This is a genomic window from Paenibacillus sp. Paensp38, assembly GCF_059491915.1.
Genome location: NZ_CP168516.1, coordinates 456193 through 475865 on the forward strand (window position 1 = coordinate 456193; position 19673 = coordinate 475865).

16 protein-coding genes and 1 riboswitch are annotated in these 19673 nt (G+C 46.8%); of the genes, 13 read left to right on the forward strand and 3 right to left on the reverse strand.

Annotated features, from left to right (window positions below; all coding sequences use genetic code 11):
* The first annotated feature begins 124 nt into the window (after positions 1-124).
* From ACEN8J_RS02160 to ACEN8J_RS02170, 3 genes are all read left to right on the forward strand, one after another.
* Positions 125-631 (forward strand): MarR family winged helix-turn-helix transcriptional regulator, encoded by a 507-nt coding sequence (locus ACEN8J_RS02160; protein WP_165148528.1) that lies wholly within the window; start codon positions 125-127, stop codon positions 629-631.
* Positions 632-744: 113 nt separating this feature from the next.
* Positions 745-2082, forward strand: coding sequence for an HlyD family secretion protein (locus ACEN8J_RS02165; RefSeq protein ID WP_495594207.1), 1338 nt, complete (start codon positions 745-747; stop codon positions 2080-2082).
* Complete coding sequence (locus tag ACEN8J_RS02170; protein WP_495594208.1) at positions 2079-3245, forward strand: ABC transporter permease; 1167 nt, start codon at positions 2079-2081, stop codon at positions 3243-3245. Before ACEN8J_RS02165 ends, ACEN8J_RS02170 begins: the two co-directional genes overlap by 4 nt.
* 81 nt (positions 3246-3326) lie before the next feature.
* Here ACEN8J_RS02170 and hemQ read toward each other — a convergent pair whose 3' ends face one another.
* Positions 3327-4106, reverse strand: a complete 780-nt coding sequence (gene hemQ / locus ACEN8J_RS02175) for a hydrogen peroxide-dependent heme synthase (protein WP_051718004.1) — start codon at positions 4104-4106, stop codon at positions 3327-3329.
* 345 nt (positions 4107-4451) lie between these two features.
* Between hemQ and ACEN8J_RS02180 the strand changes: the two genes are divergently transcribed.
* The 4 genes from ACEN8J_RS02180 (at position 4452) to uvrC (ending at position 9658) form a co-directional block, all read left to right on the forward strand.
* Entirely contained in the window at positions 4452-5969 is a 1518-nt protein-coding gene (locus tag ACEN8J_RS02180; RefSeq protein ID WP_495594209.1) for a replication initiation and membrane attachment family protein, read from the forward strand.
* Between the two features lie 53 nt (positions 5970-6022).
* Entirely contained in the window at positions 6023-6970 is a 948-nt protein-coding gene (dnaI, locus tag ACEN8J_RS02185) for a primosomal protein DnaI (protein ID WP_029518246.1), read from the forward strand.
* A 125-nt stretch (positions 6971-7095) separates the two neighbouring features.
* Entirely contained in the window at positions 7096-7413 is a 318-nt protein-coding gene (trxA, locus tag ACEN8J_RS02190) for a thioredoxin (RefSeq protein ID WP_010347861.1), read from the forward strand.
* Between the two features lie 160 nt (positions 7414-7573).
* Positions 7574-9658, forward strand: coding sequence for an excinuclease ABC subunit UvrC (gene uvrC / locus ACEN8J_RS02195; protein ID WP_318628006.1), 2085 nt, complete (start codon positions 7574-7576; stop codon positions 9656-9658).
* On the opposite strand, the gene ACEN8J_RS02200 is transcribed toward uvrC, so the two are convergent.
* Positions 9627-11357 (reverse strand): CPBP family glutamic-type intramembrane protease, encoded by a 1731-nt coding sequence (locus ACEN8J_RS02200; RefSeq protein ID WP_495594210.1) that lies wholly within the window; start codon positions 11355-11357, stop codon positions 9627-9629. The genes uvrC and ACEN8J_RS02200 overlap by 32 nt on opposite strands.
* 261 nt (positions 11358-11618) lie before the next feature.
* Positions 11619-11772: riboswitch (cyclic di-AMP (ydaO/yuaA leader) on the forward strand.
* Between the two features lie 413 nt (positions 11773-12185).
* On the opposite strand from ACEN8J_RS02200, the gene ACEN8J_RS02205 reads away from it, so the two are divergent.
* Positions 12186-13526, forward strand: coding sequence for a TrkH family potassium uptake protein (locus ACEN8J_RS02205; protein WP_340933078.1), 1341 nt, complete (start codon positions 12186-12188; stop codon positions 13524-13526).
* A gap of 18 nt (positions 13527-13544) precedes the next feature.
* A complete protein-coding gene (locus tag ACEN8J_RS02210; protein WP_023990146.1) occupies positions 13545-14222 on the forward strand; it encodes a potassium channel family protein in 678 nt (225 codons plus the stop codon).
* A gap of 5 nt (positions 14223-14227) precedes the next feature.
* Here ACEN8J_RS02210 and ACEN8J_RS02215 read toward each other — a convergent pair whose 3' ends face one another.
* Positions 14228-15133 carry a LysR family transcriptional regulator gene (locus ACEN8J_RS02215; protein WP_029518250.1) on the reverse strand — a complete coding sequence of 302 codons (906 nt, stop codon included), beginning with the start codon at positions 15131-15133 and terminating at the stop codon, positions 14228-14230.
* Positions 15134-15359: 226 nt separating this feature from the next.
* Between ACEN8J_RS02215 and ACEN8J_RS02220 the strand changes: the two genes are divergently transcribed.
* From ACEN8J_RS02220 to ACEN8J_RS02235, 4 genes are all read left to right on the forward strand, one after another.
* The gene (locus ACEN8J_RS02220) at positions 15360-16034 is read left to right on the forward strand and encodes a succinate dehydrogenase cytochrome b558 subunit (protein ID WP_449292277.1); all 675 of its coding nucleotides are present in this window, start codon (positions 15360-15362) and stop codon (positions 16032-16034) included.
* 94 nt (positions 16035-16128) lie between these two features.
* Positions 16129-17874 (forward strand): succinate dehydrogenase flavoprotein subunit, encoded by a 1746-nt coding sequence (gene sdhA / locus ACEN8J_RS02225; RefSeq protein WP_061830109.1) that lies wholly within the window; start codon positions 16129-16131, stop codon positions 17872-17874.
* A gap of 18 nt (positions 17875-17892) precedes the next feature.
* On the forward strand, positions 17893-18660 hold the full coding sequence (sdhB, locus tag ACEN8J_RS02230) for a succinate dehydrogenase iron-sulfur subunit (protein ID WP_039272681.1): 768 nt from the start codon (positions 17893-17895) through the stop codon (positions 18658-18660).
* 171 nt (positions 18661-18831) lie between these two features.
* On the forward strand, positions 18832-19641 hold the full coding sequence (locus ACEN8J_RS02235; protein WP_449292295.1) for an AAC(3) family N-acetyltransferase: 810 nt from the start codon (positions 18832-18834) through the stop codon (positions 19639-19641).
* The last annotated feature ends 32 nt before the right edge of the window (positions 19642-19673 follow it).

Genomic DNA, 19673 nt, shown 5'->3' on the forward strand with positions numbered 1-19673 from the left:
TTTCCATGACTCCTAAAAAGGAGCTTGGAGACCTTTTTTATTTCAATGAACAAAAAAAGATATTGACTCATAACTATTCGACGTCGTATAGTATGATTACTAATTACAGAGGGGGAGCTTCACATTGAATTCTGATTTTAAAATCAATGCCGATCCCAGTAGAATACATTTATTGACTGAAAAGTTTCCAAATGTGGACTCCCAATCGTTGAATACGTGGGTACTTTTCGTGCAGGCAGCACATGAAGTGTACAATGGAGTGTCTTCCAGACTCTCGGAATATGGGCTATCTGTAGGCAACCTGAAAATTTTAATGCCATTGTTTTTACATGAACGTGCATTGACTCCATCAGAGCTAGCTGAATATTCAGGGGTTACTCGTTCAACAGTAACCAGCGTAATTGATAAGCTGGAACGGGACGGCATCATCCGAAGAAGTACGCTGACGGATCGACGTATGACCGCGATCTCCTTGACTGGTGAAGGAAAACAGTTAATGACGGAAAAAATTCCGATGTTCATCCAGCTTTTTTCGGATTTAATGAATGAATTTACAAAGGAAGATCATATTCTATTTGCTACGTTATTAAATAAGTTTTCTTCAGGACTTGAACGGATAAAACGGGAATAATCAAATTTCCCGGCTTAAATAGTTAGACGTCGTACTATCAGGTTCCTTATTTGTTTTGACTATTATTTTTTAACTATCATTGGCTAAATCATCATGAAGGAGAGTTTATTGCAATGAATAAAAAGATCATTGTGTACGTGCTACTTGTTGTTGCATTAGGTACCGGAGGTACGCTGATGGCAATGAGCGGCAAGGATGCTGTGAGTATGGCAGCCCAACAAAAAAACACACTGCTTACGGCAGATACCGTAAATGTTGCTTTTCAGGGCGTAGGGGGAAGAGTAAACACGATTGAGGTGAAGGAAGAACAACAGGTGAAAAAAGGGGATGTGCTCATGACCCTCGATCCTGTAGACCTTGATTTGCAAATTGAGAAATTAAAAACGGATATCGCACAGGCTGATGTGAAAATAAAACAGGCTAAAGACGGGCTGCAAAATCAGTCGGAGAAAATTTCAACTTCAGAAAAACAGGGACAATTGGACATTCAAGCCGCGCAAGCAGGAGAGTCCTTATTAAATCAAGGAACACGTGCGGAGGATATTCTAAGACAAAAGCTGGCTATTGAAGCAGCACAGCAATCGTTGGACGCAGCTCTGACAGGAGTAGAGACAGCCAAAAGGAATGTGGAAATCGCGCAAAAAACAGTATCATCCAGACAACAGGCTCTGGACTTGGCTAATGTGAATTACAACCGTATCAAAGCGTTATATGATGGTGGAGCTGGAACCAAAGCAGAACTGGATAACGCCAAAAACCAACTGGATAATGCCCAAATCGCGTTAGATACAGCTAAAGATCAGGTTGAAATTGCCAAAAACCAGATTATAGCGGCTAGCAAACAATCGGACATTGCTAAAAATGGGATCGCTCAGCAGCAAACCGCTTTGGATAAAATGGAGGCTGGCGCAACGGCTGAGGAACGCCAGCAGGCTCGTATCAAAACAGAAAAAGCCAAGGAAGCCTTGACTCAAACCTCGCAAACACGAAAAGATGTTAAGAATAGCGAATACAATGTGGATCTTCTGGCTCAACAAAAGCAGGCATTAAGTGTTCAACTCAAAACTTTGGAATTGCAGCGCGGACGTATGGTGCTGAAGGCATCCGCAGATGGTAAGGTGTCGCGTATTGTACCTAAAATGGGAGAGATCGTTTCTACGGGGGCAACGGGCGTCGTTATTGAAACCAATCAGCTATACTACGATATTTATGTGGGCGAGGATTCCATGTCACAGTTCAAAGCTGGGGGAAATGTGAATACGCACGTCGTAGCTTTAGATAAAGATGTCCAAGGCAAGGTGAGGTACATTACTTCTGCCCCTCAGTATACCAACATGAGAATGAGTCGGGACAAAGGTCTGTCGGATATAAGCTCCTTCCAAGTGCGGGTGGATGTCCAGCGAACATCTGAATTATTACCTGGAATGACGGTAGAGGTTGTGACGAAATGAAGGCGTTTATAGAAGAATGGAAGCTGATGATCAGTGGTAAGATGGTTTTTATCATGCTGCTCGTTCCTATCGTAGTAGCTGTAGCCTTTGGATTTGTTTTTAAAAATAATCAGCTTAACGATGCCTCTGTAGCTGTAGTCGATTTAGATCATAGCAGTTATAGCCGACAGCTTATTAATAAATTGGATGCATCGCAGTATATTGATGTACGCCATGTGCAAGAGAATGAAGCCGATCCGAATTTACTTTTATATAATGAAAAGTTTTTTGCGGTGATTTACCTTCCAGCTGGGTTGGAGGAAAATAGGATCAAAGGAGTTCAGAGCAACATCGGTTTTTATGTGGATAATACGGTAGGTCAGGCTACGGGAAATCTACGCTCGGCAGTCACAGAGATTATGGCGTCGGAAAATGCGATGCTGGCTGGTGGTGGATTAAAGGGTATGGGAATGAGTGACAGCCAGGTTACAGGGCTTACTTCCAATATGCTGCTTCAGCAGCGCCTGTTATATAATCCTACCAATGCTACTTTGATGACCTCAGTTATGGGGTTCATTAATACGGTCATGATTTCACTGATGGGTGCTACTGTACTGACAATTGTCCCGCGATTGCGGGAGCAAGGAAGATTAAAAGAGGAGCTTCAGTTTTCGTATGGTTTGATTCTTAGGGTGTTGCCGTATGCGTTAGTAGGATGTGTGTCCTTTTACCTGTCCATTGGTTTACTTAAGCAAATTGGCGGACTACGCTTTGAAGCGAATGTATGGCAGCTCAGTATTCCATTTCTCCTGTACACGATTACGTTGAGTTTGTTTGCTATGGCTTTAGGGTGGAATGCGGCGAATCCGGGAAAAGCTTCCCCACGCCTCATGCTAATTATACTGCCTTCGTTTTTACTGAGCGGCGCTCAATTGCCAGTAGCTATGCTGCCTACATCGCTGCAATATATTAGTAATATTCTTCCATTGACCTGGCATTTCAAGTTTTTGAGAGGGATGGGCTTCAAAGGTGGGAGCTTAAAATATTTTATTCCTGAGCTTGGCGGCTTTTTGATCCTATTAAGTGGTCTAATGCTTGTTATCTTTATTCAGATCGCTTTGGAGAAAAGAAAGCTGGCGAAAAGTGAGGATACATCCGTAGGGGTCGAGCCTGTGCTGCAATAAAAAAAGGATTCCGCCGTCCCGAAAGTGGGAGTTCGCGGAATCCTTAATTGTATGCTGCGATATGGTACTGACGGTTGTGCTTTACAGCTTCAACATGTCTTCAAATGATTCCTCATTCAACACGCTGCCGACATAGAAGGAGCCAAATTCACCGTAACGGGCACTGACTTCATCAAAACGCATTTCGTAGATTAGCTTCTTGAACTGAAGTGCGTCATCGGAGAACAGTGTTACGCCCCACTCCCAATCGTCAAAGCCGACAGAACCGGAAATGATTTGCTTTACTTTGCCAGCATAGCTGCGTCCAATTAAACCGTGGCTGCGCATCAAGGTGCGACGCTCGTCCATTGAAAGCATGTACCAGTTGTCATCTAGATCACGTTTTTTGTTCATTGGATAGAAACAAATATAACGGGCCTTGTTTAATACAGGCTTCAAGCGTGCGACAATTTGTGGATTTTGCATAGGATCTTCATCTTTGCTCAAATAATTGCTCAGTTCCACCACACTCACATAAGAGTAGGTTTTAGTTGTATATTTGGCGAAGGTTGTTTTGTTAAAATCATTTTCCAGTTTATTGAGGTCTTCCAGCGTTTCGCGCAGGTGCATCATGACAAAATCAGCCTTTTGTCCGACTACAGTATAGACAGCTGAGCTGCCCAGACCCGCTTCCTCGGTAACGTTCCATTCCTTCATAAACTCTTGAAGCTCGTCCAGTGCTCCGGCGCGCTCTTCATCGTCTGCGGTCTTCCATGCTGTCCAGTTGATGGACCGAAAATCGTGAAGCGCATACCAGCCTTCCAGTGTGGAGGCTACTTCGTTAGGTGTTGCTGGGGTTTGTTGAGGTTGATGTTGACTCACGATCTACACTCCTTTACGATCTGTAAATGGTAATCGGCTTAGCCGAAATATGTGTACTTCCTAATATCATTCCTGTATCCAATACGTGATACTTAACCATTATATTGTAGCTCAAAGTAAAGCTTTTCACCAATGAAAGAAGTGTGAAGAATTTTATTTTTACCATGATGCAGGTCACAAAGTCATAAAATAGTTAGTATTCTCGAAAAAAGTAGAACTCAGACGAATACGGCTGCCAAAAAGGAGAACAATTGCCCTTATTTTGTTGGTCCCACCAGAAGGCAAGTATGATAGAATAGAAAAACATCTTGGAGACCGTTATGTCAGGAAAGGAAGAATGTTGGAATGCGGATGAAAAACCTGCTGCACTATACTGAGAACCACCGCTACTGCGTTTATCGGGAATTTGGCTTGAGCGCACTGGATGAATTGATGCTGGGAAGCGTCTATCAGCCGATGGTAGGCGCATTTGCGGTCAGTCTGTATCGACTGTTGTTCCAGCATGTGCCAGTCGGACAAATCGGTTATTCGCCGTTGGAACAGCAGCGTCGCCTTTTTCTGACACTGGGACTGGAGCCGAGTGAGAAGGGACGCAAGTATTTGATTGAACAGACCTCCAAACTGGAGGCCGTCGGTCTGTTACAGACGTCCAGGCTGTATGCACCCGAAACGGACGACTATATGTATGAATATGAGATGCAGCCGCCGCTCGCACCTGCTGAATTTTTCAGAACACAGCATCTCACCCTTTTGTTGAGAGACAAAATCGGTAAGTTTGCAGTGCTTTCTCTGAGAGAATCATTGTGGAGCAGAGAATCTAGCGAATGGTCGCAATCTTCCTATAATAAAGAGAATATTTCGATTCCATTTTATGAGTTATTTGAACTGAATACCCATGTTATAGATTATGAATTGGAGCAGGCGTTGTCCGAGGTGTCTACTAGCCGTCAGACTGGACCACTTGCGTCAGAATCGGAGGAAGCATTGAATTATGCAGATATTATTCTCCGTTTTCCGCGTGAATCTGCCAATCGTAAGCACGTGGAGCGTCTTCGGTTTGAGCACGAGCAGTTAGGCATGGTCAATTACGTTGTTCGCAAATTTGATCTTTCTGTACAGGATATTAGCCGCTTGCTGGATGAGGACGGTATTTTTACCGAAGCAGGCGACTTGTTGCTCGACGAGCTTCAGCTTCGGGCTAGCCAGCACTCCAGACAGGATCGCAAGCGTCAGGAGGAGCAGCAGGTTCAAGCCGCCAAGGTAGTTGCTTTGCGCCAAAGGGAAGCTTCCACATCTGAAGAGCCGCCTGCAGAGCAAGCTGTGGAAATGGAATTTTATGTGGAAGTTCCCCCACAATTCACAGCCAAGTGTGACATTCACCAATATAATATGATGTTGCGCAACGAGCCTTATCGCCGTTTGCTGCAAACCTTTTTCCCCGGCACGGTTCCCGGTAACCTGCTGGATATATTCGAGAAAATTGATATCAGCTATAAGCTGCCAGGCGAAGTCATCAACGTGCTGATCCATTATTTGATGTCACTGCTCGTATCCGGGAGCGATCAGCGGATTAACCGCAACTTTGTCGAGGCCGTTGCTTCCAATATGCTGCTTAAGCAGGTAAACACTTACGAGAAAGCCGTTCAATATATAAGGGATCAAGCTAAGGTAAAAGGAAAACAGTCCTTTGCTTCTCCTTCCGGCGGTCGATCCCGCGCGTATGCCAAAAATAACGGGCCAGCCAAGCCATCCATTCCAATCGTTCAAGATCAACCTTCCGAGGAGTCTGTATCTGAGGAAGAATTGGATGAACTGCTGCGTCTGGCCGAACGAATGCAATCCGGTAAACAGAAAAAGGTGTAGGTAGATTTTAAGGTATCCATAACTCTGCACTTTTTAAGAAAGGAGGAGCGTTCTTGGAATCACTGGGCGATTTGCTGCAGCAGATGCAGAACCCTTCGTTTCGCCAGCGCACTCGCAATGTAGCCGATCAGGTTCTAAATGATCCGCTCGTGCAGGAGTTTTGTGCTGCGCATCCTGATGTGGACGAAACACAATTGCGACTCAACATGAGCATGCTCTTTCAGTATGCCCGAGATCGTCGAAATTGCGACAATTGTCCGGGACTGGAACGGTGTCCTAACGATTTTCAGGGCCACTTTTGCAAGCTGGGCGTGGAATATCCGAATGGAACTGCTGAAATTGTAGACATTCGGACCCCATGTGCGAAGCAGATTGCTTCCCAACATGAGCAACGGGTGCGTGAGCGAATTAAAAGCTTCTATGTGGATGAACGCGCACTTCTGGAGGGATATAACGCCCTTGAAATTGCGCGCAAAGATTCACAACGCATGCCTGCCGTCACACAGCTATTCCGTTACATTGAAGAAACGAAAAGTCAGGGTCTATCCAAAAAAGGACTGTATCTGGAAGGTACGTTTGGTACGGGTAAAACTTTTTTGATGGGCTATTTATTGCACGAGTTGGCCCTGTCGGGTCTGAACGGTGTGATCGTGTATATGCCTGATTTTGTGGAGGACTTAAAGTCCATGATCCAGGATGGGCAGAAGCTGAAGGAAACGACCGAAATGCTCAAAAATTGTGATCTGCTCGTATTTGACGATATTGGTGCCGAAAATTTAAGCCCGTGGGTACGGGACCACGTGATGGGCTCTATTTTGAATTACCGAATGAACCGCAAACCTACTTTTTATACTTCCAATTATTCTTTGCAGGGACTGGAGAAGCATCTCAGCTTTACGAGCAAGGATGGAGAGGAAATGTATAAAGGACAACGCTTGATGGACCGGATTCGTCCTTTTGTAGATGTCATTACCGTAAAGGGAAAAAATCAGCGGGGGTAAGCGTTTATCCGTCTGCTATTTCGATATCTTACAATTAAAAGACTATTGTGATATAATTAAAAGGTGTCGAAATAGACATTACAGGTTATAATAATCTTGACTTTTCTATAAAGGAGGAACATACAATGGCAATTGTTAACGTGTCCGATCAATCCTTCAACGCAGAAGTCGAAGGCACAGGAACCGTTTTGGTTGATTTTTGGGCGCCATGGTGCGGTCCTTGCAAAATGATCGCTCCTATCCTGGAGGATCTGTCCACAGAAGTTGGCGACAGCGTCAAAATCGCGAAGGTGAACGTGGATGAAAATCCAGAGTCTGCTTCCCGTTTCGGCGTGATGAGTATTCCGACCCTGATCGTTTTCAAAGACGGACAGCCTGTTGATAAAGTGGTAGGTCTGAACTCCAAAGAAGCGCTGAAAAGCATGCTTACTAAGCACCAATAATCATCGCATGTGACCCATGCTCCCGCGGGGGCTTGGTGGAGCGGCCATGAAAGGTCAATGCCTCCGGTTGTAAATACCGGGGGCGTTTTTGTGTATTATTCCTATATATTATAAGTAGTTAGTTGAGTAGTCATTAAGAATGGAAGGAGGAACCGGGCAAATGAAACCTTATGCGGAGGACTTGCAGAATCAGGAAAAGGCGCTGGAGAACATACGGCACAAATTAGCGTTACTGCCGGATGCATCAGGCTGTTATCTGATGAAGAATAGCGAAGGCACCATTATTTATGTCGGCAAGGCCAAAGTGTTGAAAAACCGGGTCCGTTCCTATTTTACAGGTAGCCATAACGGCAAGACGCAGCGACTGGTTTCCGATATTCGTGATTTTGAATATATCGTTACAGGCAGTAATATGGAGGCACTCATTTTGGAGTGCAACCTCATTAAAAAGTACCAGCCACGCTATAACGTGCTATTGAAGGATGATAAAACCTTTCCGTATTTGAAAATTACGAACGAGGCACACCCCAAGCTGGAGGTGACCCGTCGCGTTCTGAAAGATAAAGCAAAATATTTTGGACCGTACCCCAATTCCTACGCGGCACATCAGACGAAGAAGTTGCTGGACCGTATGTATCCGTTACGCAAGTGTGGTGTGATGCCCAAGGAAGTGTGTCTGTATTATCACATGCATCAATGTTTGGGGCCTTGTGTGAAAGAGGTCGAGAAGGAAACGTATGACCAGATTGGTCAGGAAATTGGTTCCTTTTTGAGCGGGGGACATGAGGAAATTAAAAAGGATCTTCAGCGTAAAATGCAGGAGGCCGCAGAGGAATTGTACTTTGAGCGGGCCAAGGAGTTGCGAGATCAGATTATCAGCATCGACGCGATGATGGAAAAGCAGAAAATCACCACATCGGATGCGAAAGATCGAGATGTATTCGGTTTTTCAGTAGATAAGGGCTGGATGTGTGTACAGATCCTATATGTCCGCAAAGGTAAAATGATCGAGCGCCATATGTCGACTTTTCCTTTCTACGGTGAGGCTTACAGTGATTTTATGTCCTATGTGACGCAATATTATAGTGACAACCCAGCAGTGCCGCAGGAAATATTGCTGCCGGATTCTCCTAAGCTGATGCAGGCGGAACAGGCTAATGTCGATCAACCGGTTGCGGCAGAAACTGCACTCTACAGTGCACCTACAGCCGATGTTACCGGACAGACAGATGAGAAAGCGATACAAACGGAGACAGAGCGTTCTGCTGACTCACTACTGGTGGCTGAAGAACAGGCAACTTATGCAGCGGCAACGAATCAAGATCAAGCTGGTGACCAAGATGCCGAGATAAAGGAAACAGAAACTCAACTATCCGGTGGACTGGAGGACCCAAGTACGGCGGCTCTCGCTCTGGCTGAATGGTTGGATGTAAAGGTACTTGTACCGCAGCGTGGACTGAAAAAGCAAATGACAGGCATGGCGACGGAAAATGCACGTGTAGCTTTGGATGAGAAGTTTAAGCTGATCGAGCGGGATGAGGAACGAACATCCAAAGCTGCAAGCAATCTCGGACGTGCCATTGGGCTGGATAGCTTGCACCGGGTGGAGGCATTTGATAACTCCAACATCCAGGGTTCCGATCCAGTCTCAGCCATGATCGTGTTTATTGATGGCAAACCTGCCAAGAAGGAGTATCGTAAATATAAAATCCGTTCTGTGCAGGGACCCGATGATTATGAAACAATGCGTGAGGTTATCCGACGTAGATATGAACGTGTGCTTAAGGAAAATTTGGAACGTCCCGACTTGATCGTTGTCGATGGTGGACGTGGACAAATTAAGGCGGCGACCGATGTATTGCAGAATGAGCTGGGTTTGTTCATTCCTGTGTGTGGTCTGGTGAAGGATGCCAAACATAGAACTTCCCAACTATTAGTGGGAGAGTCCTCTGAGGCCGTGACACTTGCACGCAATAGCGAAGAATTTTATCTGCTGCAACGGATTCAGGACGAGGTTCACCGTTTTGCCATTACGTTCCACCGCGAGCAACGCGGCAAATCTATGGTAACTTCCCGGCTGGACTCTATTCCAGGCATTGGCGAGAAACGGCGTAAGTTACTGCTTAAGCATTTTGGATCGCTCAAAAAAATAAGAGAGGCCAGTGTCGAAGACTTCCGGCCTCTCTCTATTGGGGATAAGCTTGCGCGTCAGATTATAGCTGCCCTTCGGGAGGAGGAGTCGTAGAATACGGCTCCTCTTTTTGTATAGGTTCAAACATCATTCGATTTGGTTTTTTAGGACTAAACCAATAAATGATGTAACCCACGATGGCTGGAAGTAAGATCCAGAATAGACCAGCGCTCACATTCACAGTGTCTCCCAGACTCATCACACTAAGTCCCATTAGAATGCTGTCAAAAATAACGTGGCTGAACATAGCGGCAATAAAGCCGTAACGCAGGAACACAAAACTGAACAGCAAACCAAGAAAAGTCAGCTCAACAGGTCTGGAAATCACTGGATAGATCGGATAAAGTGTATGTCCCAGTGCCCAAATCAGCGTGGTGATCAGACAAGCAACAAAAGTATTTTTTACTATTTTTTTGACCATCGGAATACCAAACAGACGGTAGACAGTCTCTTCACCAATACCTGCCATCCAGGCCATAATCGGCAGTAGCCATGGATAAGCCATATTGTAAGGGGATTGCGTGGCATCTGTGGTGGAGAATGTATTAAATGTGCGCTCCAGTATAAAGAATAAAATGGATTGTACCCCGAGCAAAATAAAGGCCCACAAGTAGCCAACATACATACTGCGAAGCACATACAGCCCGTAGCCCGGCTCTTTCGCACGTGGCCATGCATTCAGTCCAACCTGACGCATAAGTCCGTCACCGCCGACCAAGGAGAAGTAGAGCGCTACAGCCATGACGAAGGTAACACCAATCTGGAAAACCATAAGAAATATAAGCATGCCCTTACCGCCTGCTTCTGCTTGCAATAAAGGCAGCATGTTCATGGTCCCAGCTATACTAGCAATAAAGTATATAACGGATAGAACAATGCCGCGTACAAATGAAGTATGTCGTCGGGTGAGTGATGCATACACAATGGCAAGTACACCCAGCGCAAAGCTAAACAGGGCATAACCCGCATAGGTCATCCAATTCGCCCAAAATGTTTGCTTTTCGATATAATCGGTATAGGACGACGGGGCCGAAAAGCTTTGAGTGAAGGAGCGAACATCACCGTTTTCAAAAGTAAAAGCCAGTGTAAGTACCGAGGCGCCGATTTTTTTATCGTCTATGGTATACTTTAATCCGCCTTCTTGTTCAGTGGTCGCGAGCTTTAAATCCGCCGGCTTAAAGCCAAAGCGCTTCACCCATACAGCGGCCGCCTGCTCCTTGGCTTCAAGCGTCATGCCGTCCTCAGCCACACGTACAAGCCTGTTACGTGCTTGTTCATCCGTAGAAATATCAGCCTGCGTGTAATTGGTGCTGGAGGTGATCCGTTTAAAACTAACGACCTTCCCAGTGGATAAATCTACATGAATTTGCAGCTTGCTCTTCGCTGAGGATTCAGGCAGATCGACCCGAAAGGTTTCGTAAGGGTAATTTTTCTTCCATGTACGGTCGTACTGTTGAAGCAGTTTTTCTCTAGATAAATAACCGTACAAATCTGTTTCGGCCTGATAGGTCACCAGAGGCTTCTCTGGCTGTGATTCAGTATATCCCAGCTCGGAGCGGGCGAAGTCCAATGCGTGTATAACCGCTTCTTGTTTGCTGATGACCTTTGCATTCATTACTGATTCTGGACTTGGATTGCTAAGCGAGGGAATAAGCAATTGAAAGATAAAAAAGCAAATCAGGCCAATCCCGCCCAGCAAGCCTAATTTTTTGAAGTTGGCCGTGAGCACGACCGGTTTCCCGATAGGATTCATGAGTTTCCTCCTTAATCTGTAAATAAGAACATCCATTAAAGATATCATACTGCACAGGTTCCCGCCAACAGACCAGCGATATTCATGAAAATAGAGTGAAAGCACTTTAAAGTTCCAATAAAATAAGATAAGCTGCGATTAAACGATGCCCATTCGCAAAATAAAGCCAATTTCACGTTTTTTCGACGAAATCGGTTTTGTGATCTGGATATAGAAGGATTATAATCTTGAGGCAATGCCTATAAAATACATAGGTAATGATATACAGTTGAGCCGAATTTCTATGGGAAAACGGGGGAACCATGTTACTGGGGTGAATTTTACAGCCGATCACTGGTGGATCGGAAGTGTAAATAGGGCATACTGTGCTGCCCGAATCCGTCAGCTAACCTCGTAGGCTATGAGCAGGAACCAAGTCAGGCACTCGGTTTTCCGGTGTCTTTTTTTGTGCGTATAAAAGTGTTTGGATTGGTTAGATAGACCGCTGCGGGTGCAGATTATTCTTCCGATTGCTGTTATCCCCGGATTTTTTGATTGTATACCCCCTTTAATGGTTAAAATCCGGAGATAAAGGCAAACGCTTCACTTCTTCAGAACAATTCTGCCCCCTTCGCTACTGCCCGCCAATAGCACAGGGGACCGAGTAGTGCTTGACATGCATTCTTCCTGTATTCAGGGAATGCTAATTATAGTTAACTAAGGTTTGGAAAAATCAAAAAATTCAGGGGCAACGACGATCGGAAGATCAAATGGAACGCGTAGCGAGCTTACACCGTATTAAATCACTGTTTTTATAGTTTTAAAGATTAGGAGAGAAGTGATGAATAGATGAATCCCAATGCAAGCTGGCTCCGGCTTTCTCCACCGCAGATATTCGTTGCGGGCTTTGCCATTATCATTCTAATAGGTAGTTTATTGTTAATGCTGCCGATCTCCAATACAACAGGAAAGCCACTTGCGTTTATAGACGCTTTGTTTACTGCCGCTTCCGCGACCTGTGTTACAGGGCTTGTCGTAAAGGATACGGGGACCTTTTTTACAACCTTTGGTCAAGTTGTTATCGTGGCGCTCATTCAGATCGGCGGTCTGGGCTTTATGACCATGGCTACCTTAATCGCGCTGGTGTTCAAACGTCGGATTTCCTTGCGGGAGCGCCTCATTTTACAGGAAGCGATGAATCAGACCTCTGTCGAAGGAATTGTCGGATTGATCCGTAAGGTGCTGTTGTACTCGCTGGTCATTGAGGGCATATGTGCTGTAATATTTGCGATTCGCTGGTCGTTTGATATGCCTGTAGGCAGGGCGATTTATTTTGGGATTTGGCATGCCATCTCCATGTTTAACAATGCTGGTTTTGACTTATTCGGGCACTTTCGCAGCCTAACAGGTTATGTATATGATCCGATTGTTAATTTTACAGCCATGTTTTTGATTATTTCAGGCGGCATTGGTTTTGTAGTGATGTCAGACCTGGCAGAATATCGCAAGCGTAAGAGACTGTCCTTGCATACCAAGGTGGTACTCAGCATGACGGGCGCTCTGATTGTAGTCGGCACGCTCGTGATTTTTGTGTTTGAGTTTACGAATCCAAAGACTCTTGGCTCGCTTGATTGGGGTGGTAAACTGCTGGGATCTTTATTCCAGTCTGTTACTCCCCGTACCGCAGGTGCCAATACACTGGACATTGCAGGCTTGCGGCAGGCTACGCAGTTTTTTATCATCATACTCATGTTTATCGGGGCTTCTCCTGGCTCCACTGGAGGCGGGATTAAGACCACAACATTCGCGCTGCTCATTGGAGCAGTGATTTCGATGCTGCGGGGGCGGGAAGATATTGTGCTGTTCAGGTATCGACTTGCGCAGGGACGAATTTACAAGGCTTTGACCATTACACTGCTGGGGCTGCTGTTCGTGATCGGGGTGACGATGATTTTGTCAGCAACCGAAGATCATCATTTTCTGATGATCTTGTTCGAGACGGTGTCTGCGTTTGGTACGGTGGGGCTGTCGATGGGGCTTACACCTGATTTGACAGTCATAGGCAAGCTGGTGATTACCCTGACGATGTTTGCAGGTAGACTGGGGCCACTCACGCTAGCTTATGCACTGGGGCCGAAAAAGGGTAAAGAATTATATCGTCATCCGGAAGGTAAAATGATTATAGGATAAGGGAGTTTTCGAGTAGACATGAAAACGCAGCAGTTTGTAGTTATTGGCTTGGGGCGGTTTGGCTCAAGCCTAGCTTTGCAATTGGTGGATATGGGGTGCGAGGTGCTAGGCATTGACCGGAATGAGGATGTTGTGGACAGTATGAGTGAGATGTTGACACATACTGTCGTGGCGGACGCTACCGATGAAGACTCATTGCGATCACTGGGCATCCGTAATTTCGATTGCGGCATTGTTGCTATTGGTGATGACATCCAGGTAAGCATCCTGACCGCCATTTTGCTGAAGGAGCTGGGTGTGAAAAAGGTCGTAGCCAAAGCCATATCTGTGCTGCACGGGCGTGCGTTAGAAAAGCTCGGTGTGGATCGGATTATTTATCCAGAACGGGACATGGGTATCCGTGTGGCTCACCAGCTAGTCACGCCTAATTTGCTCGATTATTTGGAGTTGTCTAAGGAATACAGTATTGTGGAACTCAATGTACCTGCATGTCTGAACGGCAAAACGCTTGCAGAACTAAATGCTCGCACCCGCTTTGGCTGTAGTGTCGTGGCGCTTCATACGGCGAACGGTATCTTGATCGCACCGACGGCTATGGATCGGCTAAAAGCAGACGATATTATGGTCATCATCGGCTCAAATGACAATATCGGCCGCTTTGAGGATGAGGTTGTTAATGTCAATGAAGAGGGCTAAACTCTCTACACCATACGATAGCCTGCAAACGACGCACGTGTCTCGCTAATCCAGCGTCGTGCTGTCGGACCGAGATCGGTCGTCTCCGAGTAAATGAGGGAGGTCGTTCGGCGTGTCTCCTTCAAATCGGGCAAGTACAATGCAGTGAGTCCATTATCCCTCAGCAGTTCGCTACGCAAATAGGATTTGGGTAGCAAGGCGGAAGCCTTACAGGTTGGAAGCAGGCGTACAATCGCCTCGAAGGAGTCGATTTCCATGCGGATATCCGGCATGATGCCGCTGCGCTGGAACAAGTCATCCGTCAGACTGCGGTACCAGGTTCCTTTGGAGAAAATAATCATCGGCAATCCTTGCAGATCTTTCATCGAGGCCGTTCCTGTCTTAACGGTTAATTCATGTCCAATGGGAACAACGAGCTCCAAATGATCGTCAAATAGCGGAATGCAACGCAGTCCGACTTCATGAATGGCAGACCCGACAATACCGGCGTCTGCTTTTTTGTCACGTACAAAGGCGACGATTTCATGGGTTTTACCGGTGAGCAGCTTCAGCTCGGTTTGAGGATGCTTGCTCATAAAAGCTTCGACAAGGGTAGGCAGCGTTGTCTGGAGTGTCGTGAGACTTGCGCCGAGTGTAAGCATACTCTGGGCTTCATTTTTGTGCTGGGAGAGCTTTTGTAAGAAGCGAAGCTGCCGTTGCCGTTGCTCTAGTGCGAATGTATAAACAAATCGGCCGGTGGACGTAATTTCGAGTCGTTTGCCCCGACGATCAAAGAGATTTACACCCAGCTCTTCCTCTAGCTTGGCAATTTTGCGGGACAGGGCGGGTTGGGACAGATTCAGCAGTTTGGAGGCTTTATTCAGGCTGGACTGCTCGACAATGACGGCAAAAGCGTTCAAATCCTCAAACAAATCATCCACTTCCTCTCTATATGCAAAAAAGACATAATAATTAATACGTATATTGCAATTCCATTATAAGCCGAAAAGGAGTAACATGAAAGCGACACAAGATGTTCACACTTTTGTTTTTCCTAATAAGGGACACCTTGTTGGACATTTCCTGTCGGGAACTGTCATTTTATATGTTATATTACTATTGAAAACGCTATTATTGGGAGAAGGGAGCATGACCTAGATGAGAGGATTTTATTCCAGAAAGCTGCATTCGCTTCTTGGCGTCATTCCGTTGGCTCTATTTTTTGTTGAGCATTTGGTGACGAACTTCACAGCGGTGGAGGGTGGCAAGGAAGGATTTAATCGCAGCGTGGCCTTCCTGAATGGTTTGCCGCTGGTTATTGTACTAGAAACGTTATTCATCTACTTGCCATTACTGTTCCACGGAATTTATGGCTTGTATATCGCTTATCAGGCTGATCCGAATGTCAAAAGGTTCGGCTATTCACGTAACTGGCGCTTTCTGTTCCAGCGTATTTCCGGCGTCATTACGTTTGTATTTATTATCTGGCACGTATACGACACACGCTTTCAGGTGGCTCTGGGTAATGTAACTCATGAGGAGCTAGGCGGGGTCATGCATGGCATCGTGACGAACCCGGTTTATTTCATTTTGTATCTAATCAGTGTCGTTTCGGCATCCTTTCACTTTGCTAACGGACTGTGGGCATTTATGGTCAGTTGGGGGATTACCGTGGGACCACGTGCGCAAAAAGTATCTTCTTATATCTGTATGACCCTGTTCGTGGTGGTGTCTATCGGCTTCATCGCCTCCCTGCTTGCATTCCGCAGCGCGGAATTTCAGGAAATAGCAACTGCCTTGGTGCAATGCAATACTTTTAAACAACTACTGTAAATGAGTCATATCCATTATACATTGTGTTGAAATTCTATTTTCAAACGTAAAAGGGGATTTGGTTAAAAATCCTGAAAAAAAGGAGTGAGCAGAAATGGCAGCATCCAACATTATTGTCGTGGGCGGCGGTCTGGCAGGTCTAATGGCTACGATCAAGGCGGCAGAGGCGGGAGTTCACGTTCATTTATTTTCTTTGGTTCCGGTCAAAAGGTCCCACTCCGTTTGTGCTCAAGGTGGCATCAATGGTGCGGTAAATACCAAGGGTGAGGGAGACTCCCCCTGGATTCACTTTGATGATTCGGTCTATGGCGGGGATTTTCTGGCCAACCAGCCTCCGGTAAAAGCGATGTGCGAAGCGGCTCCGGGGATCATTCATCTCATGGACCGCATGGGCGTCATGTTTAACCGGACACCGGAAGGACTGCTGGACTTCCGCCGCTTCGGCGGTACCCAGCATCATCGGACCGCCTTTGCTGGTGCGACGACAGGACAGCAGCTTCTGTACGCTCTCGATGAGCAGGTACGGCGCTGGGAATCTGCGGGTTTGGTGACCAAGTATGAAAACTGGGAGTTTTTACAGGCTGTACTGGATGATGAAGGCATCTGTCGAGGGATTTGCGGGCAGGATTTGCGTACGATGGAAGTGAAGACTTTTGCGGCGGATGCAGTTATTTTGGCATCTGGTGGGCCCGGGATTATTTTCGGTAAAACCACGAATTCCGTCATTAATACGGGCACAGCTGCCGGTGCGGTGTATCAGCAAGGCGTACGCTATGCGAACGGTGAGTTTATCCAGATTCATCCGACGGCTATACCAGGTGATGACAAGCTGCGTCTCATGTCCGAGTCGGCACGGGGAGAGGGCGGTCGTATTTGGACGTATAAGGACGGTAAGCCATGGTATTTTCTCGAAGAAAAGTATCCAGCTTACGGAAATCTGGTCCCTCGCGATATTGCGACACGTGAAATATTCAGTGTATGCGTTGATGATGGACTGGGTATTAATGGCGAGAACATGGTCTACCTCGATCTGTCCCACAAGGACCCGAAAGAGCTGGATGTAAAACTGGGCGGCATTATTGAAATTTATGAGAAATTCGTCGGTGATGATCCGCGCAAAATTCCGATGAAAATATTCCCGGCTGTTCATTATTCAATGGGCGGCATGTGGGTCGATTACAATCAGATGACCAATATACCAGGCCTGTTCGCGGCTGGTGAGTGTGAATTCCAATACCACGGAGCGAACCGTTTGGGTGCGAACTCGTTGCTGTCAGCCATTTACGGCGGGATGGTGGCTGGACCTAAGGCTGTGGAGTATATCAAAGGCTTGAAAAAATCTGCACAGGATATAGCTACCTCCGTATTTGATGCGGCAGTTCATCAGCAGACGGAGAAGTATGAGCGTATTTTGCATATGGACGGAAAAGAAAATGCCTATGTTCTTCATAAAGAACTGGGCGAGTGGATGACGAACAACATGACTGTGGTTCGTTATAATGACAAGCTGGAAGCTACGATCCACAAGATCAAGGAGCTGAAGGAGCGTTACTCTAACATTAACATCAATGACGCTTCGCGCTGGAACAATGCGGGTGCGGCGTTTACACGGCAACTGTGGAATATGATGGAGCTGGCTGAAGCGATGACCAAAGGTGCGCTGCTGCGCAACGAAAGCCGTGGGGCCCATTACAAACCAGACTTTCCAGATCGCAACGATGAGGATTTCCTGAAAACGACGATTGCGGACTGGACACCGGAAGGACCACAAATCTCGTATGAAGCGGTGGATGTTTCGCTGATCAAGCCACGCATTCGGGATTATTCCAAGAACAAATAACGGAAGGGAGTGTATTAGATGTCGGAGCAAGCAGTGAAGTCGAATAAAACAGTGAAGTTCGTTGTGACCCGTCAAGCTGATCCTAAAGCCAGTCCCTATACGGAAGAATTCGAATTGGCTTATCGTCCGGGAATGAATGTGATTAGCGCGCTGATGGAAATTCAGCGTAATCCGGTGGACAGCCACGGTAAAGAGACGGCTCCGGTGTGCTGGGAGTCGAATTGCCTGGAGGAAGTATGCGGAGCATGCTCCATGGTGATTAACGGCAAGCCGCGTCAGGCCTGTGCAGCGCTCGTCGATAAGCTGGAGCAGCCGATTACGATCGCGCCGATGAACACATTCCCGGTAGTTCGGGATTTGGTCATCGACCGCAGCCGGATGTTTAATGCGCTCAAGAAGGTCAAAGCGTGGATTCCGATTGACGGTACCTACGATCTGGGCCCTGGTCCTAGAATGGCTGAGAAAAAGCGTCAGTGGGCGTATGAGCTGTCCAAGTGCATGACCTGTGGTGTCTGTCTGGAAGCTTGTCCGAACGTCAACGAGAAGACGACGTTCATCGGACCTGCGGCGATATCTCAGGTTCGCCTGTTTAACAGCCATCCGACAGGGGAAATGAATCAGGAAGAGCGGCTAGAGGCGTTGATGACAGACGACGGGCTGGAAGGGTGCGGGAACTCGCAAAACTGCGTACGCTCTTGTCCGAAAGGTATTCCGTTGACCACTTCTATTGCCGAAATGAACAAGGAAACGACCAAGCATATGTTCAAGCGCTGGCTGACTGTATAGCACTAGACAGCGAATAGGTTATGCCCAAACAGGCTTTTTCTCAAACTGGAGAAAGCCTGTTTTTTGCGCTCAGGAATGATGGAGGGTAACATGGAGGAAGGAGCGCGGGATAGCAGTTATGGTATAATTATGGTATTGTGTATCGTTTTTGGAGAAAAGGAGGCTGGACAGGTGACTGTGCAACCGATAACGAATCGACCTGTCACTAGGTCGGATGTATTGAAGGGATTAGAGGATCTGGGGGTTCGGAGCGGCATGACATTGCTTGCTCACTCGTCGATGCGCAGCTTTGGACGCTTTGTTCCAGGCGGGGCCTCGGTCATTCTTGCCGCACTAACCGAAGCAGTTGGCCCGGAAGGGACGCTGGCGATGCCGACACAGTCACATGACTTGACTGATCCCTCGACTTGGATGAACCCGCCTCTGGATGAGTCATGGTGGGAACTGGTACGCGAGGAAATGCCCGCTTATGATCCGGCCTGGACGCTGACCGGAGGGATGGGCGTCATTGTAGAAACGTTCCGTGGCCTGCCGGGAACCAAGCGCAGCGGGCATCCGCATGTTTCTCTGGCGGCACGTGGACCCACAGCTTCGGAATTACTGGCAGCTCATGAGCTCGACTTTGGACTGGGTGAGCATTCGCCCTTGGCGAAGCTGTACGAGGCAGATGCTTATGTAGTGCTGTTGGGCTGCGGACATGACAGCAACACGTCCCTACATTTGGCGGAATATCGAACAGCCTACAATGGACGTGAAGTGATCACCCATCAAGCTCCTATGATGGTGGATGGAGCAAAAGCGTGGGTATCTTTTCAGGATTTTAATATTACCTCAGATGACTTTGAGAAGCTGGGACTTGATTTTGAACGGGACTGTCCCTCAGCTTTTACGCGGGTGAACATTGGGGAGGCTTCATGTTTTTTCGCGAGGCAACGTGATTTGGTAGACTATGCGGAGCAGTGGTTGTCCACCCATCGCTAAAGCTTTTGGACGGTAAGAATTCGAATAAGTAA